This window comes from Xanthobacter dioxanivorans (assembly GCF_016807805.1).
Lineage (GTDB): Bacteria > Pseudomonadota > Alphaproteobacteria > Rhizobiales > Xanthobacteraceae > Xanthobacter > Xanthobacter dioxanivorans.
This window is the reverse complement of sequence record NZ_CP063362.1, coordinates 2,258,604-2,276,682: the sequence shown is the minus strand read 5'-3', so window position 1 is coordinate 2,276,682 and position 18,079 is coordinate 2,258,604. Positions and strand designations below refer to the sequence as shown.

At 63.1% G+C, this 18,079-nt stretch carries 11 protein-coding genes; 8 read left to right on the top strand and 3 right to left on the bottom strand.

Annotated elements, in window-relative coordinates; translation table 11 throughout:
• Positions 1 to 28 precede the first annotated feature (28 nt).
• The 3 genes from tnpA to tnpC all read left to right on the top strand — a co-directional run bounded on the left by tnpA (position 29) and on the right by tnpC (position 2,482).
• Positions 29 to 412, top strand: a complete 384-nt coding sequence (tnpA, locus tag EZH22_RS10755) for an IS66-like element accessory protein TnpA (RefSeq protein ID WP_132036247.1) — start codon at positions 29 to 31, stop codon at positions 410 to 412.
• Between the two features lie 56 nt (positions 413 to 468).
• Complete coding sequence (gene tnpB, locus EZH22_RS10750; protein WP_408647643.1) at positions 469 to 750, top strand: IS66 family insertion sequence element accessory protein TnpB; 282 nt, start codon at positions 469 to 471, stop codon at positions 748 to 750.
• 76 nt (positions 751 to 826) lie between these two features.
• Positions 827 to 2,482, top strand: a complete 1,656-nt coding sequence (gene tnpC / locus EZH22_RS10745) for an IS66 family transposase (RefSeq protein ID WP_203192850.1) — start codon at positions 827 to 829, stop codon at positions 2,480 to 2,482.
• 3,707 nt (positions 2,483 to 6,189) lie between these two features.
• Here tnpC and EZH22_RS10740 read toward each other — a convergent pair.
• From EZH22_RS10740 to EZH22_RS10730, 3 genes are all read right to left on the bottom strand, one after another.
• Positions 6,190 to 6,990, bottom strand: a complete 801-nt coding sequence (locus EZH22_RS10740; RefSeq protein WP_203195620.1) for a hypothetical protein — start codon at positions 6,988 to 6,990, stop codon at positions 6,190 to 6,192.
• Between the two features lie 341 nt (positions 6,991 to 7,331).
• Positions 7,332 to 8,036, bottom strand: coding sequence for a hypothetical protein (locus EZH22_RS10735; protein ID WP_203195619.1), 705 nt, complete (start codon positions 8,034 to 8,036; stop codon positions 7,332 to 7,334).
• A gap of 291 nt (positions 8,037 to 8,327) precedes the next feature.
• On the bottom strand, positions 8,328 to 8,960 hold the full coding sequence (locus tag EZH22_RS10730) for a tyrosine-type recombinase/integrase (RefSeq protein ID WP_203195618.1): 633 nt from the start codon (positions 8,958 to 8,960) through the stop codon (positions 8,328 to 8,330).
• A gap of 232 nt (positions 8,961 to 9,192) precedes the next feature.
• On the opposite strand from EZH22_RS10730, the gene EZH22_RS10725 reads away from it, so the two are divergent.
• The 5 genes from EZH22_RS10725 (at position 9,193) to EZH22_RS10705 (ending at position 17,498) form a co-directional block, all read left to right on the top strand.
• Complete coding sequence (locus tag EZH22_RS10725; protein WP_203195617.1) at positions 9,193 to 9,717, top strand: hypothetical protein; 525 nt, start codon at positions 9,193 to 9,195, stop codon at positions 9,715 to 9,717.
• A gap of 3 nt (positions 9,718 to 9,720) precedes the next feature.
• Positions 9,721 to 10,590 (top strand): hypothetical protein, encoded by an 870-nt coding sequence (locus tag EZH22_RS10720; protein ID WP_203195616.1) that lies wholly within the window; start codon positions 9,721 to 9,723, stop codon positions 10,588 to 10,590.
• Positions 10,591 to 11,110: 520 nt separating this feature from the next.
• Positions 11,111 to 13,693 (top strand): ABC-three component system protein, encoded by a 2,583-nt coding sequence (locus EZH22_RS10715; protein WP_203195615.1) that lies wholly within the window; start codon positions 11,111 to 11,113, stop codon positions 13,691 to 13,693.
• A gap of 2 nt (positions 13,694 to 13,695) precedes the next feature.
• Entirely contained in the window at positions 13,696 to 14,400 is a 705-nt protein-coding gene (locus tag EZH22_RS10710; protein ID WP_203195614.1) for an ABC-three component system middle component 1, read from the top strand.
• Positions 14,397 to 17,498, top strand: a complete 3,102-nt coding sequence (locus EZH22_RS10705) for an AAA family ATPase (protein ID WP_203195613.1) — start codon at positions 14,397 to 14,399, stop codon at positions 17,496 to 17,498. Before EZH22_RS10710 ends, EZH22_RS10705 begins: the two co-directional genes overlap by 4 nt.
• The last annotated feature ends 581 nt before the right edge of the window (positions 17,499 to 18,079 follow it).

Here is an 18,079-nt window from a genome sequence, read left to right as displayed (position 1 = left end):
CTGACCGGCGCGGTAAGAGACTGCGCGTATGGACGTCCATAAGCACAGTGCCTTCGAGCGTTTGGAGATCGTGGAGACGGGTCGTCGTCGCCGTTGGAGCGAAGACGAGAAGCTCCGGATCGTGATGGAGAGCCAGTCGGCACCGCGTCTGGTGTCGGCGACGGCGCGGCGTCACGGGATTTCGCGCTCCCAGTTGGGGACGTGGCTGCGCAGCTTTCGCACCGAGCAGCCTGCCACAAAGCCGGAGCCGGCCTTCGTTCCGGTTCTGATGGCCCCTGGGGCTATGTCCGACCCCTTTGCGGCCGCCGATGACACGGCGATCGTAGTGGACCTGCCGGGTGGCAGTCGGCTGCGGATTGCCGCCTCGACGCCGCCGGCGCTGGCGGCTGCGGTCCTGAGGGCGCTGCGATGATCCCGTCGCGGGCGCGGGTCTGGATCGCGATGGGTCACACCGACATGAGGCGGGGCATGCAGGGTCTGTCGCTCCTCGTCCAGGAGGGGTTGAAGCGCGATCCGAACGGTGGCGATCTCTTCGTCTTTCGGGGCCGCAGCGGATCGCTGGTGAAGATCCTCTGGCATGACGGGGTTGGGCTGTCGCTTTACGCCAAGAGGCTGGAGCGCGGACGCTTCGTCTGGCCCTCGGCCAAGGACGGCGTCGTGGCTCTGACCCACACGGATCTCGCCTGCCTGCTCGACGGGATCGACTGGAGGAACCCGCAGAGGACGTGGCGTCCGGAAGCGGTGGGATAGCGCACAAAAGTCTTTGCATTGCAGGGCTTGCGTGACAGAATCTGTCTGTCGCGAACGAGACTTTCGAGCGCTGTGCATGGCCGATCTGCCGGAAGACATCACCGCCCTGAAGGCCGCGCTGGCGGCATCGGAACGGCGTGCCGACTTGGCCGAGATCGAGCGGGACGAGGCTCTCGCGGATGCGGCCAATGCGAAGGCGAAGGCCTCCGGCATCGAAGCCCTCGTCGCCCATCTGACGCTGCGGATCGAGAAGCTGAAGCGCGAGCTCTACGGCACGCGCTCCGAGCGCACGGCCCGACTTCTCGATCAGTTGGAGATGCAGCTTGAGGACGCCGAGGCGGCTCTGAGCGAAGACGAACTCGCCGCAGAGCATGCCGCGGTGAAGACGACGACGGTGGCCTCCTTCGAGCGCCGTCGCCGCGGCGGCCGCAAGCCGTTCCCCGAGCATCTGCCGCGCGAGCGCGTCGTGGTACCCGGTCCCTCCGCATGCTCCTGCTGCGGCTCGGATCGCCTGCGCAAGCTTGGCGAGGACGTCACTGAGACGCTGGAGGCGATCCCCCGCCGGTGGAAGGTGATCCAGACGGTACGCGAGAAGTTCACCTGCCGGGACTGCGAACGGATCAGCCAGGCGCCGGCACCGTTCCACCCGACCCCGCGAGGGTTCCTCGGCCCCAACCTCCTGGCGATGATCCTGTTCGACAAGTTCGGACAACACCAGCCGCTGAACCGGCAGTCGGAGCGCTATGCCCGTGAGGGGATCGAGCTGTCGCTGTCGACGCTGGCCGACCAGGTAGGCGCCTGCGCTCATGTCCTTCAGCCGCTGCACGACCTCATTGCCGCCCACGTCCTCGCCGCCGAGCGCCTGCATGGCGACGATACGACGGTGCCGATCCTGGCCAAGGGGAAGACCGTGACGGGCCGGATCTGGACCTATGTGCGCGACGATCGTCCCTTCGACGGCCAGGGCCCGCCGGCGGCCCTATACTATGCCTCCCCGGACCGCACGGCCGAGCAACCCCAAGAGCATCTGGCGGGATGGACTGGCATTCTCCAGGCCGATGCCTACTCGGGCTATGGTCGCCTCTATGCTGAGGATCGAAGTCCCAGACCGCTCATCCAGGCGCTTTGCTGGAGCCATGCCAAACGGAAGTTCTTCGAGCTCGCCGACATCGCGAAGAATGCCCGGCGCGGAAAGAACGCGGCGTCGATCTCGCCGATGGCGCTGGAGGCGGTCAAGCGCATCGATGCACTGTTCGCAATCGAGCGCGAGGCGAACGGTCTGCATGCCGCCGAGCGTCTGGCGATCCGCCGCGAACGCTCCCTGCCGCTCCTCGCCGACTTCGAGAACTGGATGCGCACCGAACGGGCGCGCCTGTCGCGCCACGCCGACGTCGCCAAGGCGATGGACTACATGCTGACCAAGTGGGACGCCTTTGCCCGCTTCACGACCGACGGGCGCATCTGCCTGTCGAACAACGCTGCGGAGCGAGCCCTGCGCGGCATCGCCCTTGGCCGCCGCTCGTGGACCTTCGCCGGTTCGAAGCGCGGCGCCGATCGCTGTGCCTTCATGCTGACGATGATCGCCACCGCCAAGCTCAATGATGTCGATCCGCAGGCCTGGCTCGCCGACGTCCTCGCCCGCATTGCCGACATGCCCCAAAGCCGGCTGCCTGAACTCCTGCCATGGAATTGGGCCGCGGCACCCCATCAGGATCAAGCCGTAGCTGCCTGACTGCGGCCTACGCCGGATGCGTACGAAGGAAATCACGAAAGGCGTGAACCGCTTTTCTGCGCGGTCCACTGTGAGGGCCGACCCAGGGTCCGGTTCGGTGATTTTTTCGCCAGCCAGGATTTGGCCAAGGAGTTCGGCAGCAAGGCGCACCTCGCTTGGGTCCTCGCCGCGAACACGCGCCGCTTCGAGCAATAGCCAAGGCGCCAGTCGCGGCGCCAGCTGATCGAACGGCAAAGCCGTTTCAGATCGGATGAGCGCTTCGCTGCCGTAATGATTGACCCACATGTGGGCCGATGGCTTCCACTCCCAGGCCTGTGCGGCGAGCATCTGCCCGAAACGCACTGCGTCGGTCAATGTCAGCATGCGGAACAGAACGCCGTGTAGATCATGATCGTCTTGGCCAACCAGATCCAAGAGCCATGACCAGGCGCTCTCGTTAAAATCAATCGGATGGACCGACAGAAGAACGACGAGGTCGCGTCTCTGCTTCACGGTCCCGCCGCCGTGGCGATCGATGAGAGCGTCAACGTCCTCTTTCGACGGCGGTCGCATGACTGCTGCAAGATCGGCGGGGATGAATGTCAGATCAGCGGCGATCAAGGTCTCGAGCTGACTTCGAGCGTCGGCTAAAGACTGCAACTCGATCTTGAGCAACTGGTTTGCGGCAAACGCTTCCTGATTTTTGTCCGGATCATGCGTGCTAACGCGCAGAGTTTGCGCCGACGATGCTTCTGCCGCGCCGGCCAGAATGAAGGCGTCGGTTGCATGAATAGCGCTCCAATAACGCGATTCAGATGGGCATGACGCCAGGCTTTCGAATTTGCGACGGTGCAGCTCGGCCAGAGCATCAGGTGCGCACCGAGCGAGCGCCGGCTCAAGCTCCTCAAACTGGTATTCTTGGTGCGTATACCCCATCTGCCGATGAAGCGTCGTGATATCGAAGTTGGCCGCCGCGGCGCGCAGTTCCTCAACGAACTCCGGTGGCGGCTCAAAGGTCGGATCAAGCCACAATTCGCTGGTTCGCTGCAGGCGACTGTGCAGGTTTCGCTCCTGGTCTATAAGAGACATCGTGGCGTGACGGCGTTCGAGCGCGAAGATGCTGCGGCTTGGATTCGCGAGATAGTCCGTTTCATAGGAAACGTGCCGATCGATGCCGGGATCGATGGCTGTGGCCCTCGCCTCATCTACTTCGTGCCCGCTCAACCAGAGGAGGAGCGCCGCTGCGCGCGCCGGAAGTTCCGGATGAATTCCGGGCTCTGCGGTCCGCGCACCTATCTCGGCGGACAATGATCGCAGTCCCGAGGCGGTCGGTTCAGGATCAACCTCATTCAGATAGCATAGCCATTTCAAGCCTCGCCAGGCATCTGCGTGCCCGCGAACGGCACAGCAAACCGCGATTGCCTCAAAGCAAGGTAACGTCGCGGCGAGCGGGAAACCTTCAAGTATTGAAGGCGCTGCCGCCTGCAATCGACCATCGTCGTGATCCACCAACTGGAGCGGGACGCCGAGCACGGTGCATGGCCCGGACGTGTCGACTCCGATCCGCCGGATGTAACGCTCCGCGCGCCGGCTTTCGAACTCCGCGTTCGCATCCGGCCTGCTGTCAACCTCGCGAGACACGGTCGAGAACCAGGAACGAACCCGTGCCACGATTGTCGATAATGTCGGGCCTTCGAGGCGCGGGATGGCGCGCAGGGCATTGACGGCCCAAAGCCGGGCGGAGTTTTGCGCATACGCGCTCGACTGCTCGACGGCATCGAGCAGCGCATCGGGGATAGAGGGCGCTAGACTGGCGAGCTCCAGCCGATGGCTGTCGGTGACATTCTGGGTCTGCAACCATGCCGTGACCAGCACGCCTCCAACAGGCGTTGCCGATGGCGCTCCCCGTTCAACAAGGATCGACACGGCCGCGCGAAGAATCTCTGCGCGCTGATCGAGACCGGAAATCGGGTCCAGCCACTGTGCGACATTCGACTCAAGCTCGGCAAACGTCGCGTCGCTGATGGCATCGAGATGCGCCAATAATCCTGCCCCAAGCGCGTGCGCAACCACGGTTGGGCTCAGCTGCACGCGCCCCGCTGGTCCGGATAACGCGAACCGTCCGTCGATGATGTCGCTGAGACGTGCATAGACCTCACGCTCGGAGAGGTCGGGCCGGCTGGTTGTTTCGCCAAGGCTCTTGAGCGAGAACTCCTGAATTCCGCTTCGATAGCGATTAGCGATTTCAGCGAGCCATGCCCGCCATTCGTCTTCGCTGAAGGATTTACCGGCGCGCTCGCCGAAACTATCCCGGCCATATTCCCACAGCAGGCGATGTATTGTGACCTGCCCTGCCTCCACCATACGATCGCGAAAGCGGATCACGAGTTTGAACAGGCGCGGCGTGCGTGCAAGCTCCACAAGGTCGGGATGCAGATCGGCCTGCGTGAGGCCTTCGAAGGCGAGCATTTGGTCGAGCTCGCCGCCGGCAGAGGCATCATAGACATCGACGATGGCCGTCACTGCGGGAACGACGAGCCCACGAAGACCGGACAGCCTATCGTTGAAGTGATATTGGCGGGTGCTCACCATGACGCGCACCCGCCCCTCGAAGGTCGAGCTTTGCATGACCTTGAGGAGCTGCAGCCAGGGGATCGAAGGTTCCTGATTCAGACCATCGAGCAGGATCGTGAGAACCGGCCCCTCCTCCTTGGGCCGCCTGAGCAGATAATCGAGCCGACAAAGCCAGTGCTCGGGATCACGAATGCCGGTCAGATCACAGATGCGCTCAGACAAGAACCGCTTGAGGGCTGCTTCCGAGACCCCAGTCAAACCGGCAAGCGCGGAAGATGGAACTATCAGCACGATCGGCTGCTCGGCCATGCTTGCTATCAGCCAGCCGAGTGCAGCCCAGGTTTTGCCGACACCGTCCCAACCGATGATGGCGACGGGAGCATCATTGCGCGCAGCGCCGCGCCACCAATCATCCAGCGCGCTATGGACGGCGTGCCGCCGTACTTTCTTCGGTTGTGCTCCTCCTGCCGCATCCTGGCCCAATGCCGCATTTGATGTTCGCTGTGACGTCCAGATCTCCTCAAGTTTGCGATGCGATTGCGATCGCAAACTCTCGAAGCCGAGGCACCAGACCTGTAAATTTCGACGCAGCGCACCTATCGCGTCTCCCGCCGCGGGTTGGAGCGCACGCGCCTCATCCGCTGCCGCCTTCGAGAATTCGGCCTCGACGCGATCGGGATCCGACGCGCACAGCGCGGCGAGTGGCGCCAGCTCGTGATCCTTCCAGTCGATGATGAGGACGGGAACACCGAGCCGTTCGCCTTTCTGGACGAGATCTTGCACGAGTTGTTCCGGCACGCTGCGGGTCGCGATCAATATCCACGCCTCCAGCGCCTCGTCCCGTGCCAGCGCATGATCGATTTCGCCAAGCAGCTCTCGGTCGCTCAGCCGGGTATCGTCGCTGTATTTCTTGCACTCCAACCGGAGCCGGCGCCCCTGCTGCCCGGCACTCCCCGCATCACCTCCATGTTGAAATCCCGACTTCGCCACGGCTATCGAAATGCCCAGTAGCCGTCCCAAAAGCGCGGCTGCGAGGTCTTCAAGCTTGCGCGCGCTCGTTTCCGCCTGCAGCGCGGACTTCAACCTCACCTGATAGGACAGCTCCATGGAGGTCAGCGGCATTCCGGCGTATCTCTCTCGCTTGCTATGCCGCGCTATGCAGCAGCTTTGGACTCGCGATCGTCTTGCACCCGATCAAAGGCGTTGCGGATTGCAAGCGAGAGATTGACCCGCACCAGGGTCACAGCGTCCATGCGTCCACTGATATATTCCTGTTCGAGGCGCCGCATTTTTCCTGCCGACTTCGGATCGATCTTAAAATCGAGGCTGTCGACCTCCTGGTGGATCGGGACAATCTGCGCGGAGGCGCCCCGGCCCACGATCCGATAGTCGGGATTTGCAGGCAGTCCCTCGCGCGAAACCGGCGAAAAGATCTTGATTTTCTCGAGCCCGAGGGTCGTCGTCAGCACAAAGGCATGGTCCGCAATCTCGATGATGCAATCGCCCCGAATGGCGATCCCCCGCCTGTAGACCTCCGATCGATTACGCAGCAGATGGTGCAGCCAATAATCCTGTTCGAAATCGATCGTGAGATCTTTCGGTATTTCACCCCAGGGCAGGCCCTTGTTGGGATTCATCTCGCCACGAACGAAAGCGTTCAGGTTGGACGGCAATCTGCCGTAGCTTGCGCCGTAATCACACGCAAAGGCCGCCGCCAGTCGGGCCGAGACCAACAGTTCAAATCCGGCCAGATGCAAGGCCCCGATCAGCGCGGCGTGCGCCAGGCCTGCGCTGTCATAGGTGCGATGACCGGCCTTCCCCAACCCATCGTTGGATGGCCCGGGCGCCAGGTTCTGGTCAGCCAGCAAAGCGAAATTGCGCGCGGTAAGGTCGCCCGCAATGGCGACCTCCCTTGATGTGAAGACATCGGCGGCAGAACGTCCCGGACGCGCCATGACTAGAAACTCCCAGAAAGTGAAAGTTAATAACTGCCATTGATTGTAAGTTTCGTCAACCGAGAACCCCTACCGCTCGATCAGCGTGATGGCCGCGCGGCTTCCCCTGGGCCGGGAAGCCGCGCGGCCGGTCTTCGTTACCGCCATACAGATAGCCGCCGTTCTGCTGCCGACCCCATTTCAGTCGTGCGCTCCCGAAAATCCTTTATCCCGATCCTGTCACTGGGCGAATGCTGCTCGTAGTGGGTTCCAGGCCAGAAAAGCACGCCTTTCTATAGTTCCGGCCGCCCTGGTGCTTTCATGACTTGCGGTCCTAGTCGGCGGCTTCATTGTGTCCAAGGCTAACTCGAGAGGATGGCCCTGTCTGGCCAAACCGGAAGCGCTTCTTTTGAAGGATGGCGAACATTTGCGCGGCCCCACTTGCGGAGATCCTTCTCCGCTGCTTCGTAGACGCTTCGGCGCTTTTTAGTGCGCCAGGCGTTTGGCCGAGCAGGGAAGTAAGTGCCAGCGCCATGCTTTTCCCAAAAAAGCGGATCTTTATATGCTCTATTGGCCAAGTCAAAGCACATGACCAAGTCAGATCTTTTCCCATCCCACTTACAGTAATGATAATGCCTCAGCGGCGGGTCGTGCTGTTCTGCAATTATTTTGTCGCGATCACCTTGGATATCCAGCACCATAAACGCTAGAGCACTTTGTGTAGGTGGCACCCAAGGCACTACCCTGAAGTGCTCCAGATACCCTCCGTGGATCGCTGTCACATCAAACAGCACCTCAACGTGAATGGCCGGTCCTGCGCGGATGCTTCCTTGCGCTAACAAATCGCGCAAAGTGGGGGAGTTAATTGCACTCAAGATGCCACCGCGATCACGCAATGATGAGATCGCAAAATCGTCAGGATCACGATGCTTTTTCGCGTTATTCCTGAGTAGACGGCTTAAGAGGGCGACAGTTGCCATATTCTCGTTTTGGATTTGAGATTCGCGCAGATAGTTTATGGGAAGCTCGGGAGTTTTTGCCCCGGCATCCAGTTCTCCATTGGTCATCCCTGTCGCAACCTTGTAAACGATGAGCGCGCTGGCAGCACGTCGGTGCCTCATATAATGGTAATTCGCTGTAGTCGAATGTGGCCACCGATATTTTCAACGCGTCAACAGTGGGACAAGGCGGTGCATAAGGGAAGAGCCCGCATCGCCTCGCCAATCGGGCGGCGTCTGCAGTTCGCTATCGGCTGAAACTAGGCGGACCGTCTGGAAACCACTCCAAGACCGACAGGCAGGCAACATATCCTGCGCGTCAAAGCGGCCATCCGCGCCTCCGCGGATGGCCGCCCAGCTTCAGATTTCCGCCCGCTCTGCCAGCAGCAGAGCGTCCTCCACGTCGACACCAAGATATCGGACCGTGTTCTCAATCTTGGAGTGATCGAGCAAGATCTGGATGGCGCGGATGTTGCCCGTCGCCTTATAGATCATGGACGCCTTCGTGCGACGGAGCGAGTGAGTGCCATATTCCTCTTGGCGTAGGCCGACCGCGGTGCCCCACTCGTCGACCAGGCGAGCATACTGCCTTGTGCTCATGTGGTGCGCGTGATCGATGCGGCTCGGAAAGGCATAATCCTCAACGGTGCCGCTGCGCCGTTCCAGCCAGGCCAGCAGGCTCGCTCGTACGTCGCTGGTGATCTCGAACTGGACCGGCCGCCCCGTCTTCTGCTGCACGACAATCGCGCGCGTCCTGATCTCCGGGCCGGCGACCACGTCACGAATCTTGATCTTGACCAGGTCGCAGCCGCGCAGCTTGCTGTCGATGGCCAGAACGAACAGCGCCCGGTCACGAATGCGTCTTTCGCGATCAAGGAAAAATCGAATTGCCCAGATCTGTTTCTGGGTGAGCGGACGCTTGGTGCCGACATGCTTTCCGGCATTCCAAACTGCACGCTCGCGGCTGGCATCGTCAAATTGAGAATGGCCCATGTGAGTTCTCCTTGGCCTTGATTGGCCTATGGAGAAACGTCGTGGGCCCCAAGCGCGCAGGGGCCGCTAACGGTCTGTCGGCTTTTGGCGCTGATGCGGAAATAGCAGATGTCGAACGATTGGCAGGCTCGAAGTCGTTGATACCGATGGGCAGTCAACTCGACTTAGCTGCCGAATGAAGATTATTTGAAAGCGCGAAAGTTCAGACAACCGAGGTCGCTGGGGAACGTCGATGACGGAAAGCGAAGAAGACGCGCCGATGGCCATCGATCTTGAAGTGATCGCCTATCATGAGGCCGGACATGCTGTCATGGCGATCATCTGCCGGTTCATCGTCACCGAAATCGTGGTCCGCGACTCAGAGCATGGACACGGGCACGTCGCGTGGCAGATCCCGGACAATCCGACAGCCGACGACTTTCAGCTCGCGGCACTCGTCACCGCGTCGGGGCTGGCGGCCGACGCGCTCCTCTACAAGATCAAACCAAGGCCCGGCACCGAGTTTTCTGGGCATTTCAACGATCAGCTGCAAGTCAATGAGTTCATTCGAAATTCCGGCCGCCCCGGGAATTTTAACGGCTATTTGACGCTAGCGATGAAGATCCTGGGCGATAACTGGTCGTTCGTCGAGCACGTCGCTCAATGCTCGATCCAGTTTAACCAGTTCCGTGCGACCGCACTGGACCCCGGTAGCTTCCCGGTCCTGCCAGCGGACTGGAAGCGTATGTTAGATTTTCTGACCGTCGACGGAGAGTAGCCAATGGCGCTGCTTGAATACCAGCCTCGCCAGCCCCTTTATCATTTTACCAGCCTCGCTGGCTTCGAAGGCATCTTGAAATCGAAGGAGCTCTGGTTCAGCGACCTGACGCAGATGAACGACCCTCGGGAGTTGGAACTAGGATTCGAACACTTCATTGAAGCGCTCAAGGCGGTACGCCATAACGAATACGAAGGCCATCGCGGCTTCTTCCTGTCGATCTTGGCCGGCAGGCTGACGGCATTGCGACACAGCCACCAAGCGTTCTGCTGTTGCTTTTCTCTGGTCGGGGACGACCTCCCATTGTGGAGCGAGTACACGGGATACGTCGGGCTATCGGTAGGGTTCAAGCCGACCGCGATCAATGACATACAAGCCCGGTTGCAGCAGGCAAACTACCTCTCTGACAACGCACCAGAAGCGTTCCGGTCGAAGGTTCTCAAGATTGCGGCTACTCACGATCCCGAGGGGTGCGTCGCGAATGAGCAGTTCTGGACGCAGGCCTCCGTGGACGCTTTTACCGCCATCACTGCGCTCAAGCATCACACCTGGGCCTATGAACGCGAGATCCGCATGATACACTTGCAGACCAACGACGAGCCGGATCCGGCGGACGGCGCCCTGGTGTCCGATGACGGCGAGGTCAATGAGTGGATCACCCCGTCAACCCGCACCGGGGCCGGTGGCGAGGTGAGTTACCTACCGTTCCGGTTCGGCCGGTACCGGGACGGCGACGACAAGCATCGTCGCGCGATCGCGCGGGTAATCATCGGTCCGAAGTGCACACTTTCGATAGATGACGTCGCCGCAATGCTGGCTACAAACGGCTATAACGGCGTCGAGATCGTTCGTTCCGAGTGCCGCATCCGGTAGTCCGTCACGACTGCAGCAACCTGATCGTTCTATAAAAGTCGTTCTCCGCGGCTTGGTATGGAATGCCAGCACCAACTCGTCGGCGTCGGACTGATAGATCGCGAACCGAAAACTCGGTAGCAGCCATCTCAGCCGCTTCGAAGAGCCTGATCTTCGGTTCGCGGGCGGTTCAGCCCTCAGCGTAGACAGAATCTGCCGAAACAGACGCCGCTTTTGGGGGCAGTTTCTCCTCTGGAAGCTATCAGGAGATGGCAGCGGTAAGCCGTCTTTCGTTCGGTAAGCCGTCAAGACCCGAAAGACCCAGAACACAGCGCTGCTTCACAATCCCAACTTCAGACGGTGCGGCGACGCGTACTTTCTGCTGAGACTTCTTATCGCCTATGCGCAGTTCGGCTGCGCCGAACTGCCGGTGCACCAGCATTTAGCGGCCCTGGACGCGCGAGCTGACCAGGTCGCAGCCGGCCGGGCCGGCCACGAACAGTGGCAGCATTTCGTCCTGCGCGATTCCCCCGGAAACTCGATGAACACCTATCGGCCGGCCGCAAGCTTCGCTATAAGAAATGGTTGCCAGCCTATGGGGAGGTCTACGCTGCAACCCTTTGACATCATTGAAGGCGCGCAGTCTCCGGTCCATCCCAAGGTGTTTGTCATTGGCGCCTTCGACAGCCGGATCACCTTCTATTCGCAGCAGGTGCGCGCCCTCGCGCTCGTTCACGCGCTTCAAAACCAAGGATTTCTGCGCGACGGGATGCGCATCGGCGTTGTCGGCGGCGGCGCGGCCGGACTGACGGCCGCCGCCGCGGTGGCTCTGATCTCGGACGCGACCGTCGATCTGTACGAGCGCGCCGACGAAGTTCTTCCCTTGCAGCGCGCCACGCAGAGGCGGCGGCTTGACCCCCATATCTATGGTTGGCCCGATGTCGGGAGCGACGATCCGACCGCGGATTTGCCGTTGCTCGATTGGACCGCTGGTTCGGCGCAGGATGTGCGGCGTGACGTCAAGCAGGAATTCGAAGCGGTCGTCGAAGCCGTTGCGCCACGGCTGCGGGTCAACCTGCGCCATGGAGTGACCGCCGCGCGCGTTGCCGGAGCTGCGCTGCAACTCGACTTCCGCCGCGACCCGCGACCTGGCGAGGCGCCGGCGGCGGACGCCCAAGTTCCCGGCCAGGCGACCTTCGACCTGCTCTTGCTGGCGTTTGGCTTCGGCCTGGAGTCGGCGCAACAGGTCAGTGGGGTGCCGACGGCGAGCTATTGGAGCGACGCCGGCGTCCCGGTCGCGGAATTCGAAGGTCGGGCCACACCTCGCTTTCTGATCAGCGGCAACGGCGACGGGGGTCTGATCGACCTCGTAGCGGCCGCAAGCGCCCACTTCGATCACGCCGGCATGATCCGGGAAATCGTGCGGCAGCCGAACATCCAGGTGATCTTCGAGCGGCTCGAGGCGATCGATGCGCGGGCGCGCGCGGCCTTCGTCCTGGGCGACGGCTTCGATTTCCTGGGCGTTTATGAGGGCGAGATCCTCGCCGACCTGCAGGCGATGGGTCTCGTCGACCTGGTCGCGAGCAGGCTCCGCCCCGGCGTCCGGCTGACCTTGCAGACGTTGAGGCCGGAAGCGTTCTCGATCGAGACGGCGACGCTCAATCGGGTCGCCGCCTATCTCATCATCTGGGCTTGCCAGGCCGGGGGGCAGACGGAATTCATGCATCTGCACGGCGACGATCTGGCGCCTGTGGCTGCACCCGCCGCGCCGCCCTACGCGGCCCCTTTGTGGTTCACCTGCTCCGATCAGACGTTCGGCGTAGACGCCGCGATCGTTCGGCGCGGGCCGGGCCGGTCGGCGGCCCGGCAGCCCTTTTCGGATGTATTGGGGGATTTCGACGCGGCCCATAAGGGTTGGCTCCGCCTTCACGGCGACGGCACCATTGTGCCGGAACTGTCCGGCACCGCGCGGGACGTCTTTACCGCCGCTGCGCGAGGGATCGGCCTGCCGCCGGCTGCGCACGTGCAACGCTCCTTGATCGCTCGGCAGCCAAAGCTCGTCCGCGTGCAGCCCGCGGGCGCCAACCTGCGCTGGTCGGGCGATCTCGCGCCAGATGCGATCGGCGCGATTTGGGACACGGGCGCCAACGCCGCGGATATTTATGTCCCGGCTGTCCCAGCTGAGCTCGGGCCGGTCGCGGCAGCGCTCGTGCGCCTCGCCCTCCACGCCAGTCACGCGACGCTGGTCGCGGATGTGGGCGACTGGCGAGGGTTTGCCGACGCGCTCACCAGCGCCTCAGCGCACGCCGAGCATCTCACGCCGCTGACGATCCAGGCAGCCGCAATGGGCGGAGCGGCCCGAAATCCGCAGAACAGCGGGGACGTGGCGCTCGCCCAGACGCTGCACCGGGCGTTGGATCGCTGGATGCTGGACGCCATTCACCGCGCCCTGAGCGCATACATTGTTGCGGCCCGGGATCAGGGAAACTTGGTCGGCTTTCGCGCCGCGGCCGATCTGCGCGCCCGAATGGGCCAGCTCTGGGACGGCTGGCGGGCCAAGTTCCATGCGGAGCCGGCACTGCTCGATCGCTTCCTGCGCCTTCTGGTCTGCGCCGAGGATGATGACGACCGCATCGACGAAGCGCGCGTCGTCGTCGGCCCACGAAAGCTGTTGATGGTGGTCCGGGCTACCGCTGCGGCGCTCGCGGTGGCGGCGGCCTGGCAGGACACAGCGCCGCGAGGCGAGCGCCCGGGCAATCTCCTGCGCCCGATGGCGGCCGGGAACCCCTGGCATGGCCACGCCTGCGCTGCCGAACTTATCCGGCGAGAGCCAATGGCAATCGCTGCTGCCAGCTTTATCTGGCGAACGCATTTCGTCGTGCTCTCGCAGTTGAGCACGCCGCTGATCATTGAAACGCGAGCCGCAGCGGGATTGGCCGATGTTGATGTTGGCCAACCGAGCCTTGCGGAGATGGATGGGGCTCAGCGCATCATTCTGACACTCGATGCCGAATTCCGCTCAGCGGCTGAGAGCAGCTTGCCAGCCCTCACCGCGCTGCTAGCCTCGGTCGAGGCCGACCACTTTATGCGATTGCGAGCTGCGGTGGAGGAGGAGGACGCCTGAGCATGGATCCCCAGACACCCAGCCCGGCTGAGACGACGCTTAGCGATCTGCATGCGCGATTGGTGGCGGCTGCACAGACCCTTGGCTTGCCGGCAGCGGAGGCTCCGCACCTGACGAGCAACGTGTTCCTGGGCGGCGAAGGCAGCGAAGCAGCGCGGCTCAAGGTCGGCGACCTTCCGCATCCGACCCGAGCGCTGCAGCTCGGGCGTTATAATGTTCTCCTAACGATGTTGCCGGAACAGCCCAGCCTGGAGGCGGTTAATGAAGCGCTGCGGCGTTTCCGTAACCAGTGCGTCGTCGCCCGTTCGTATCTTTCCACATACGAAGCCCTCGACCTGCAGGGCATCCTAGTTGGGCCTCGGGGCAGCGAGCCCATGGACGACTGGCGACCGCTCGCCCTTCTGCTGGAGCGGGACGATCGTGTGGCGCGCAAGTTCGTATGGCTGCGTCCGGCCAACCAGGCCGCGGACGACGCGAGCTTCGCCGATCTGATCAAGCGAACCTTCCTTGCGCGACCGTGGGTCAACGACGCGACCTTCACGATGGCGGCGCTCGACAATCTCAACCGTGCCGCTGCGATGTGGGACACATCGGTGCCGCGCGACACAGTGGACGAATGGGTGAAGCTCAGCCTTGCGCCGCGCGAGGATGCCGACACGCTCGTCCAAGGCCTCGTCGACACCTGGGCGCGGAGGGGGCAGTCGTGAGCGATCTGTTTCTGAGATCGGTGCGCTTCACGGACTTCCGGACGTTTGGGAAGTTCGAGGCCGAGCTGGCGCCCGCGCCCGGATTGACGCTGCTGGTGGGCACCAACGGTTTGGGGAAGAGCAGCTTCTTCGATGCGCTCGAGTGGGGCCTGACGGGAGAGGTCAGGCGGTTCAAGAGCTACATGGGCGCCGCCAACCAGGGCAAGTATCTGACCCGCCGTGGCGCGGCCACTGGGACCCACGAGGTCCATCTCGGCTTCAGCGACGACACGGCCATTTCGCGAGCTCCGGGCGTCGACCTGACATCCGCTGCGGTCATCGAACTCCTGAAGCGAGAGGTGTGGACTGCTCAGATCCAGGACATCGGCACCTATCTGGCGTTCACCCACTTCCTCGGCCAGGCTGCCCAGCAGCGGTTCACCAGCCGCGACTCGGCCGAACAGTGGGAATCCCTGAAGGGACCAAGCGGCATCGACCGTCTTGACGAAGTGCGGCGCGGCCTGCGTGGACGGGCGACCGAAATGGCGTTCAACCGTCGCGTCAAGCGCGAGAACGAGGCGATCGAAGAAATTAACAGGCAGCTGACCGAATGGCGCGGTTGGCGGGTGCGCCTAAATCGTCTGAGGGAGTCGGCCGACGCCTCGGGGGCGCTGCCGGCGCCCGAATTCGACAAACGCCTCGACGAATTGACCGCCGCGGTCGCCAAATTAGACCCGACCTTGGCGGTCCGGCCCGATGTGACCCAGAGCGACCGGCTCGCCAGCCTCAAGGCGGCGCTCGACGCCCTGCGGCAAGACACGGTGCCGCGTCGCGCCGTCATGGACGCCCTGGCGGACGTTCCCGAGCGATATTCCGCCCATGCGGAGGCGGCCAATCCGGAGGCGGAGCCCCTCGTCTCCGCTGGCAAGGCAAAGGCTCAGGCGGAAGACGCCCTCACCGAGGCGGAGGCGGCGGCCAGCGAAGCGCGCGAACTCGGATCGACCGCAGCGGCGACGGTCGCAGACCGGGATGCAGACCTCCGTGCTCTGGAGACGGCGCGCGCCGACATCGAGCTAGCGGCGCGCGCGGAGGCCGATGCGGTTCGGCTTGAGGACGAGCGGCAAAGCCTCGACACCGAACTGACCCGACTACAGGCGGAGCTTCAGGCCTTGGACGTCGAGCTGACCGCGATCCGGCAACGCGCGGCCGCCCTGGCAGGATTGGAAGCCGCCGCTAAGGCGGCTGCCGCTATTGCAACCTTGGCCCGCCAGCTTCCCAGCCTCCGCGACCAAGCCGCGGCCAGCGCGGACGCCCGCGCCGAAGCCGACCGCAACGCCGAGGGAGCGCGCGCGAACCTGACGACGCTAACGGTGGATCGGGATCGCCTGGCGCCGGAATTGGAGAGTGCGCGATCCGCCCTTACATCGGCGCGGGAGCGGGCCTCGGTCGTGGCCGCGGCGGTAGCCCAGATCGCCAGCCATCTGCACGACGACGACGTCGAATGCCCGGTCTGCCGCTCTGCCTTCGAACCTGGCGGATTGCGCCTGGTCGCGCAGGAGGCCTCGCGTGCGCAAGACGCCCTGCTGGCGGCAGCAGAGGCGCGGCACGCCGGATTGGCGCAGCAACTTGAGGACGCCAACCAAGGCATCGTCTCGGCGGAGGCGGTCCTACGGGTGGCGGAAGAGGCGCGTACGCGCGCTGAAGCCGATTCATTGGCGGTGGCGGCGTTGGAGGCGCGGATTCGCGCGGCGCTGCCGGACTCGGGGGATTTGATCGCCGGCGCAGCCCATGCGGAGCAGCGCACCACAGCGAGCTTGGCGGGCGGCCGTGCTGTCGCCGCCGACGACGCGGCGCGACAAGCGACCGCGGTGGCGCGGCGGGACGATCTTCGCCGGGACATTCCATTGCTCAGCCAGCGGGTGGCGGCCCACCGTGATCAGATCGCCGCGCGACGCGCCGCCGCGCGAAGCGCCGGCGAGCGTCTCAGCGCGGCGGGCTATTCGGGCGTAGGTTTCGAGGAAATCGACCGACGCCTTGTCGCGGCTCGCGTTGCCCAGGCCACGGCGGAGACAGCCCACCTGCAGGCGGAGACCAAGGCGCGCGAGGCGGCCGAGGCGGAGGCGCTGACGCGAACGCGCCGGGACGCCGCGCAGGATGCGCTTCGCCGTCTGGTCGCTGCGCGAGAAGCAGCGGCGCAGACGCTGAACGCACTTGCGATCCGCTGGCAGCGGGCGGGTCTCCCTGATGCCCCGAACGCCACGGCCCTCGAATCCGCGCTATCGGCGCTCGCGGAGACAATGCGCGACATAGACCGCCTCGAAGGCGAGCGCGCGTTGCTCGTCGCGGCCTATGAGGTGACCGTGCGCGATCAAGAGATCGAGACGCTGGTTGCGGACATGGAGAAACTCGGCGGGCCGGGTACGGCAGACGCGCCCGGTGGTCATGAAACATCGTTGGGAAGTCAGTTGAAGGCAGCGCAAGACGCCCTCACCCTGACACAATCGACGCACACCGCGGTGACGGCGTTCGCCGACAAGCTACGCGACGAAGCCACCAGCTTCTCTACGAAATTCCTGACGCCGCTTAACGGCCTCATCGACGACTTCAACGAGGCGCTGCTGAGCACGCCGGGCGAGTCCGTCCGCCTCAACGCCGCCTACCACAAGGATCGCACCCAATTCGACATGGGCCTGCACTATCGGGATCCGCTGGACGATGCGATCTACGACACGGGCCTGCCGCCGCAAGTCGTCCTAAGCGAAGGCCAGTTGGCGGCGAATGGGTTCAGCATCCTCTGCGCCGCGAGCACGGCATACCCCTGGTCGCGGTGGCGCGCCCTGCTTCTGGACGATCCGTTGCAGCACAACGACATCATTCACGCGGCCGCCTTCGTTGATCTCATGCGAAACTTGGTGGAGCTGCAAAACTATCAGCTCATCATGTCGAGCCATGATCGGGGGGAAGCGGAGTTCATCCGTCGCAAGTTCGATGCGGCCGGTCTTCCCTGTTCTGTGATTGCGCTCACAGCCCCTTCGAAATCCGGCGTGCGCTACCTACCGCCCCATCATAATAGCGCGGCCCGAGATGTTTTGGCGGATTCTCTTGCACGCTCCGCCTAGCCATGAAATGCCGGCGAACAAATCGACGAACTGTGACGCACGACTTCGCCCAGAGGATTTTGGCTTTTGACGAGGCGGAGGCGGCCTATCGCGGGAGCGTAGAGCCCGCGGCCGTCTAAGAGGCCCGCCATCCCCAGCTTTTGGCCGATTGCGCCGACTTAGAAACCGGCCTAAACGCATTTTCAAGTCGGTGCGATTTCTAGCAGAGCCAGCAAGTCACCAAATTTTCGGAGAGAAAATTGCGCGCCCGGAAAGATTCTAACAGCCGACCGTCAGATTCGTAGTCTGGTGGCCGCCACGTTGACGCTTCGTCCGACATAAGGAAGTCGGCAGACAATCTGTGGGGAAGTTAACCAGCAGTATTGGATAGCGAAAGCGGGCGGTGACCGAAGGCAATTCAAACTATGGAGCCGCTCCGAAGCGGACAGGCCGATATCCACCATCAGCGTTGATTCGAGCCATATGAACCAGTGTCAGCTATCGGGATTGGCATCAGAGCGACTGAATGACCGATATGGGGGCGCAGAGCGGACGTCGCTGAAAGGGCAGTCGAGGGACAGGTATGGGTCAACTCCGGCGGT

Bases quoted from the DNA above. Each gene is read 5' to 3' on its own strand.
- tnpA (WP_132036247.1), top strand. From the start codon at position 29: ATGGACGTCCATAAGCACAGTGCCTTCGAGCGTTTGGAGATCGTGGAG.
- tnpB (WP_408647643.1), top strand. From the start codon at position 469: ATGCAGGGTCTGTCGCTCCTCGTCCAGGAGGGGTTGAAGCGCGATCCG.
- tnpC (WP_203192850.1), top strand. From the start codon at position 827: ATGGCCGATCTGCCGGAAGACATCACCGCCCTGAAGGCCGCGCTGGCG.
- EZH22_RS10740 (WP_203195620.1), bottom strand. From the start codon at position 6,990: ATGGCGCGTCCGGGACGTTCTGCCGCCGATGTCTTCACATCAAGGGAG.
- EZH22_RS10735 (WP_203195619.1), bottom strand. From the start codon at position 8,036: ATGACCAATGGAGAACTGGATGCCGGGGCAAAAACTCCCGAGCTTCCC.
- EZH22_RS10730 (WP_203195618.1), bottom strand. From the start codon at position 8,960: ATGGGCCATTCTCAATTTGACGATGCCAGCCGCGAGCGTGCAGTTTGG.
- EZH22_RS10725 (WP_203195617.1), top strand. From the start codon at position 9,193: ATGACGGAAAGCGAAGAAGACGCGCCGATGGCCATCGATCTTGAAGTG.
- EZH22_RS10720 (WP_203195616.1), top strand. From the start codon at position 9,721: ATGGCGCTGCTTGAATACCAGCCTCGCCAGCCCCTTTATCATTTTACC.
- EZH22_RS10715 (WP_203195615.1), top strand. From the start codon at position 11,111: ATGAACACCTATCGGCCGGCCGCAAGCTTCGCTATAAGAAATGGTTGC.
- EZH22_RS10710 (WP_203195614.1), top strand. From the start codon at position 13,696: ATGGATCCCCAGACACCCAGCCCGGCTGAGACGACGCTTAGCGATCTG.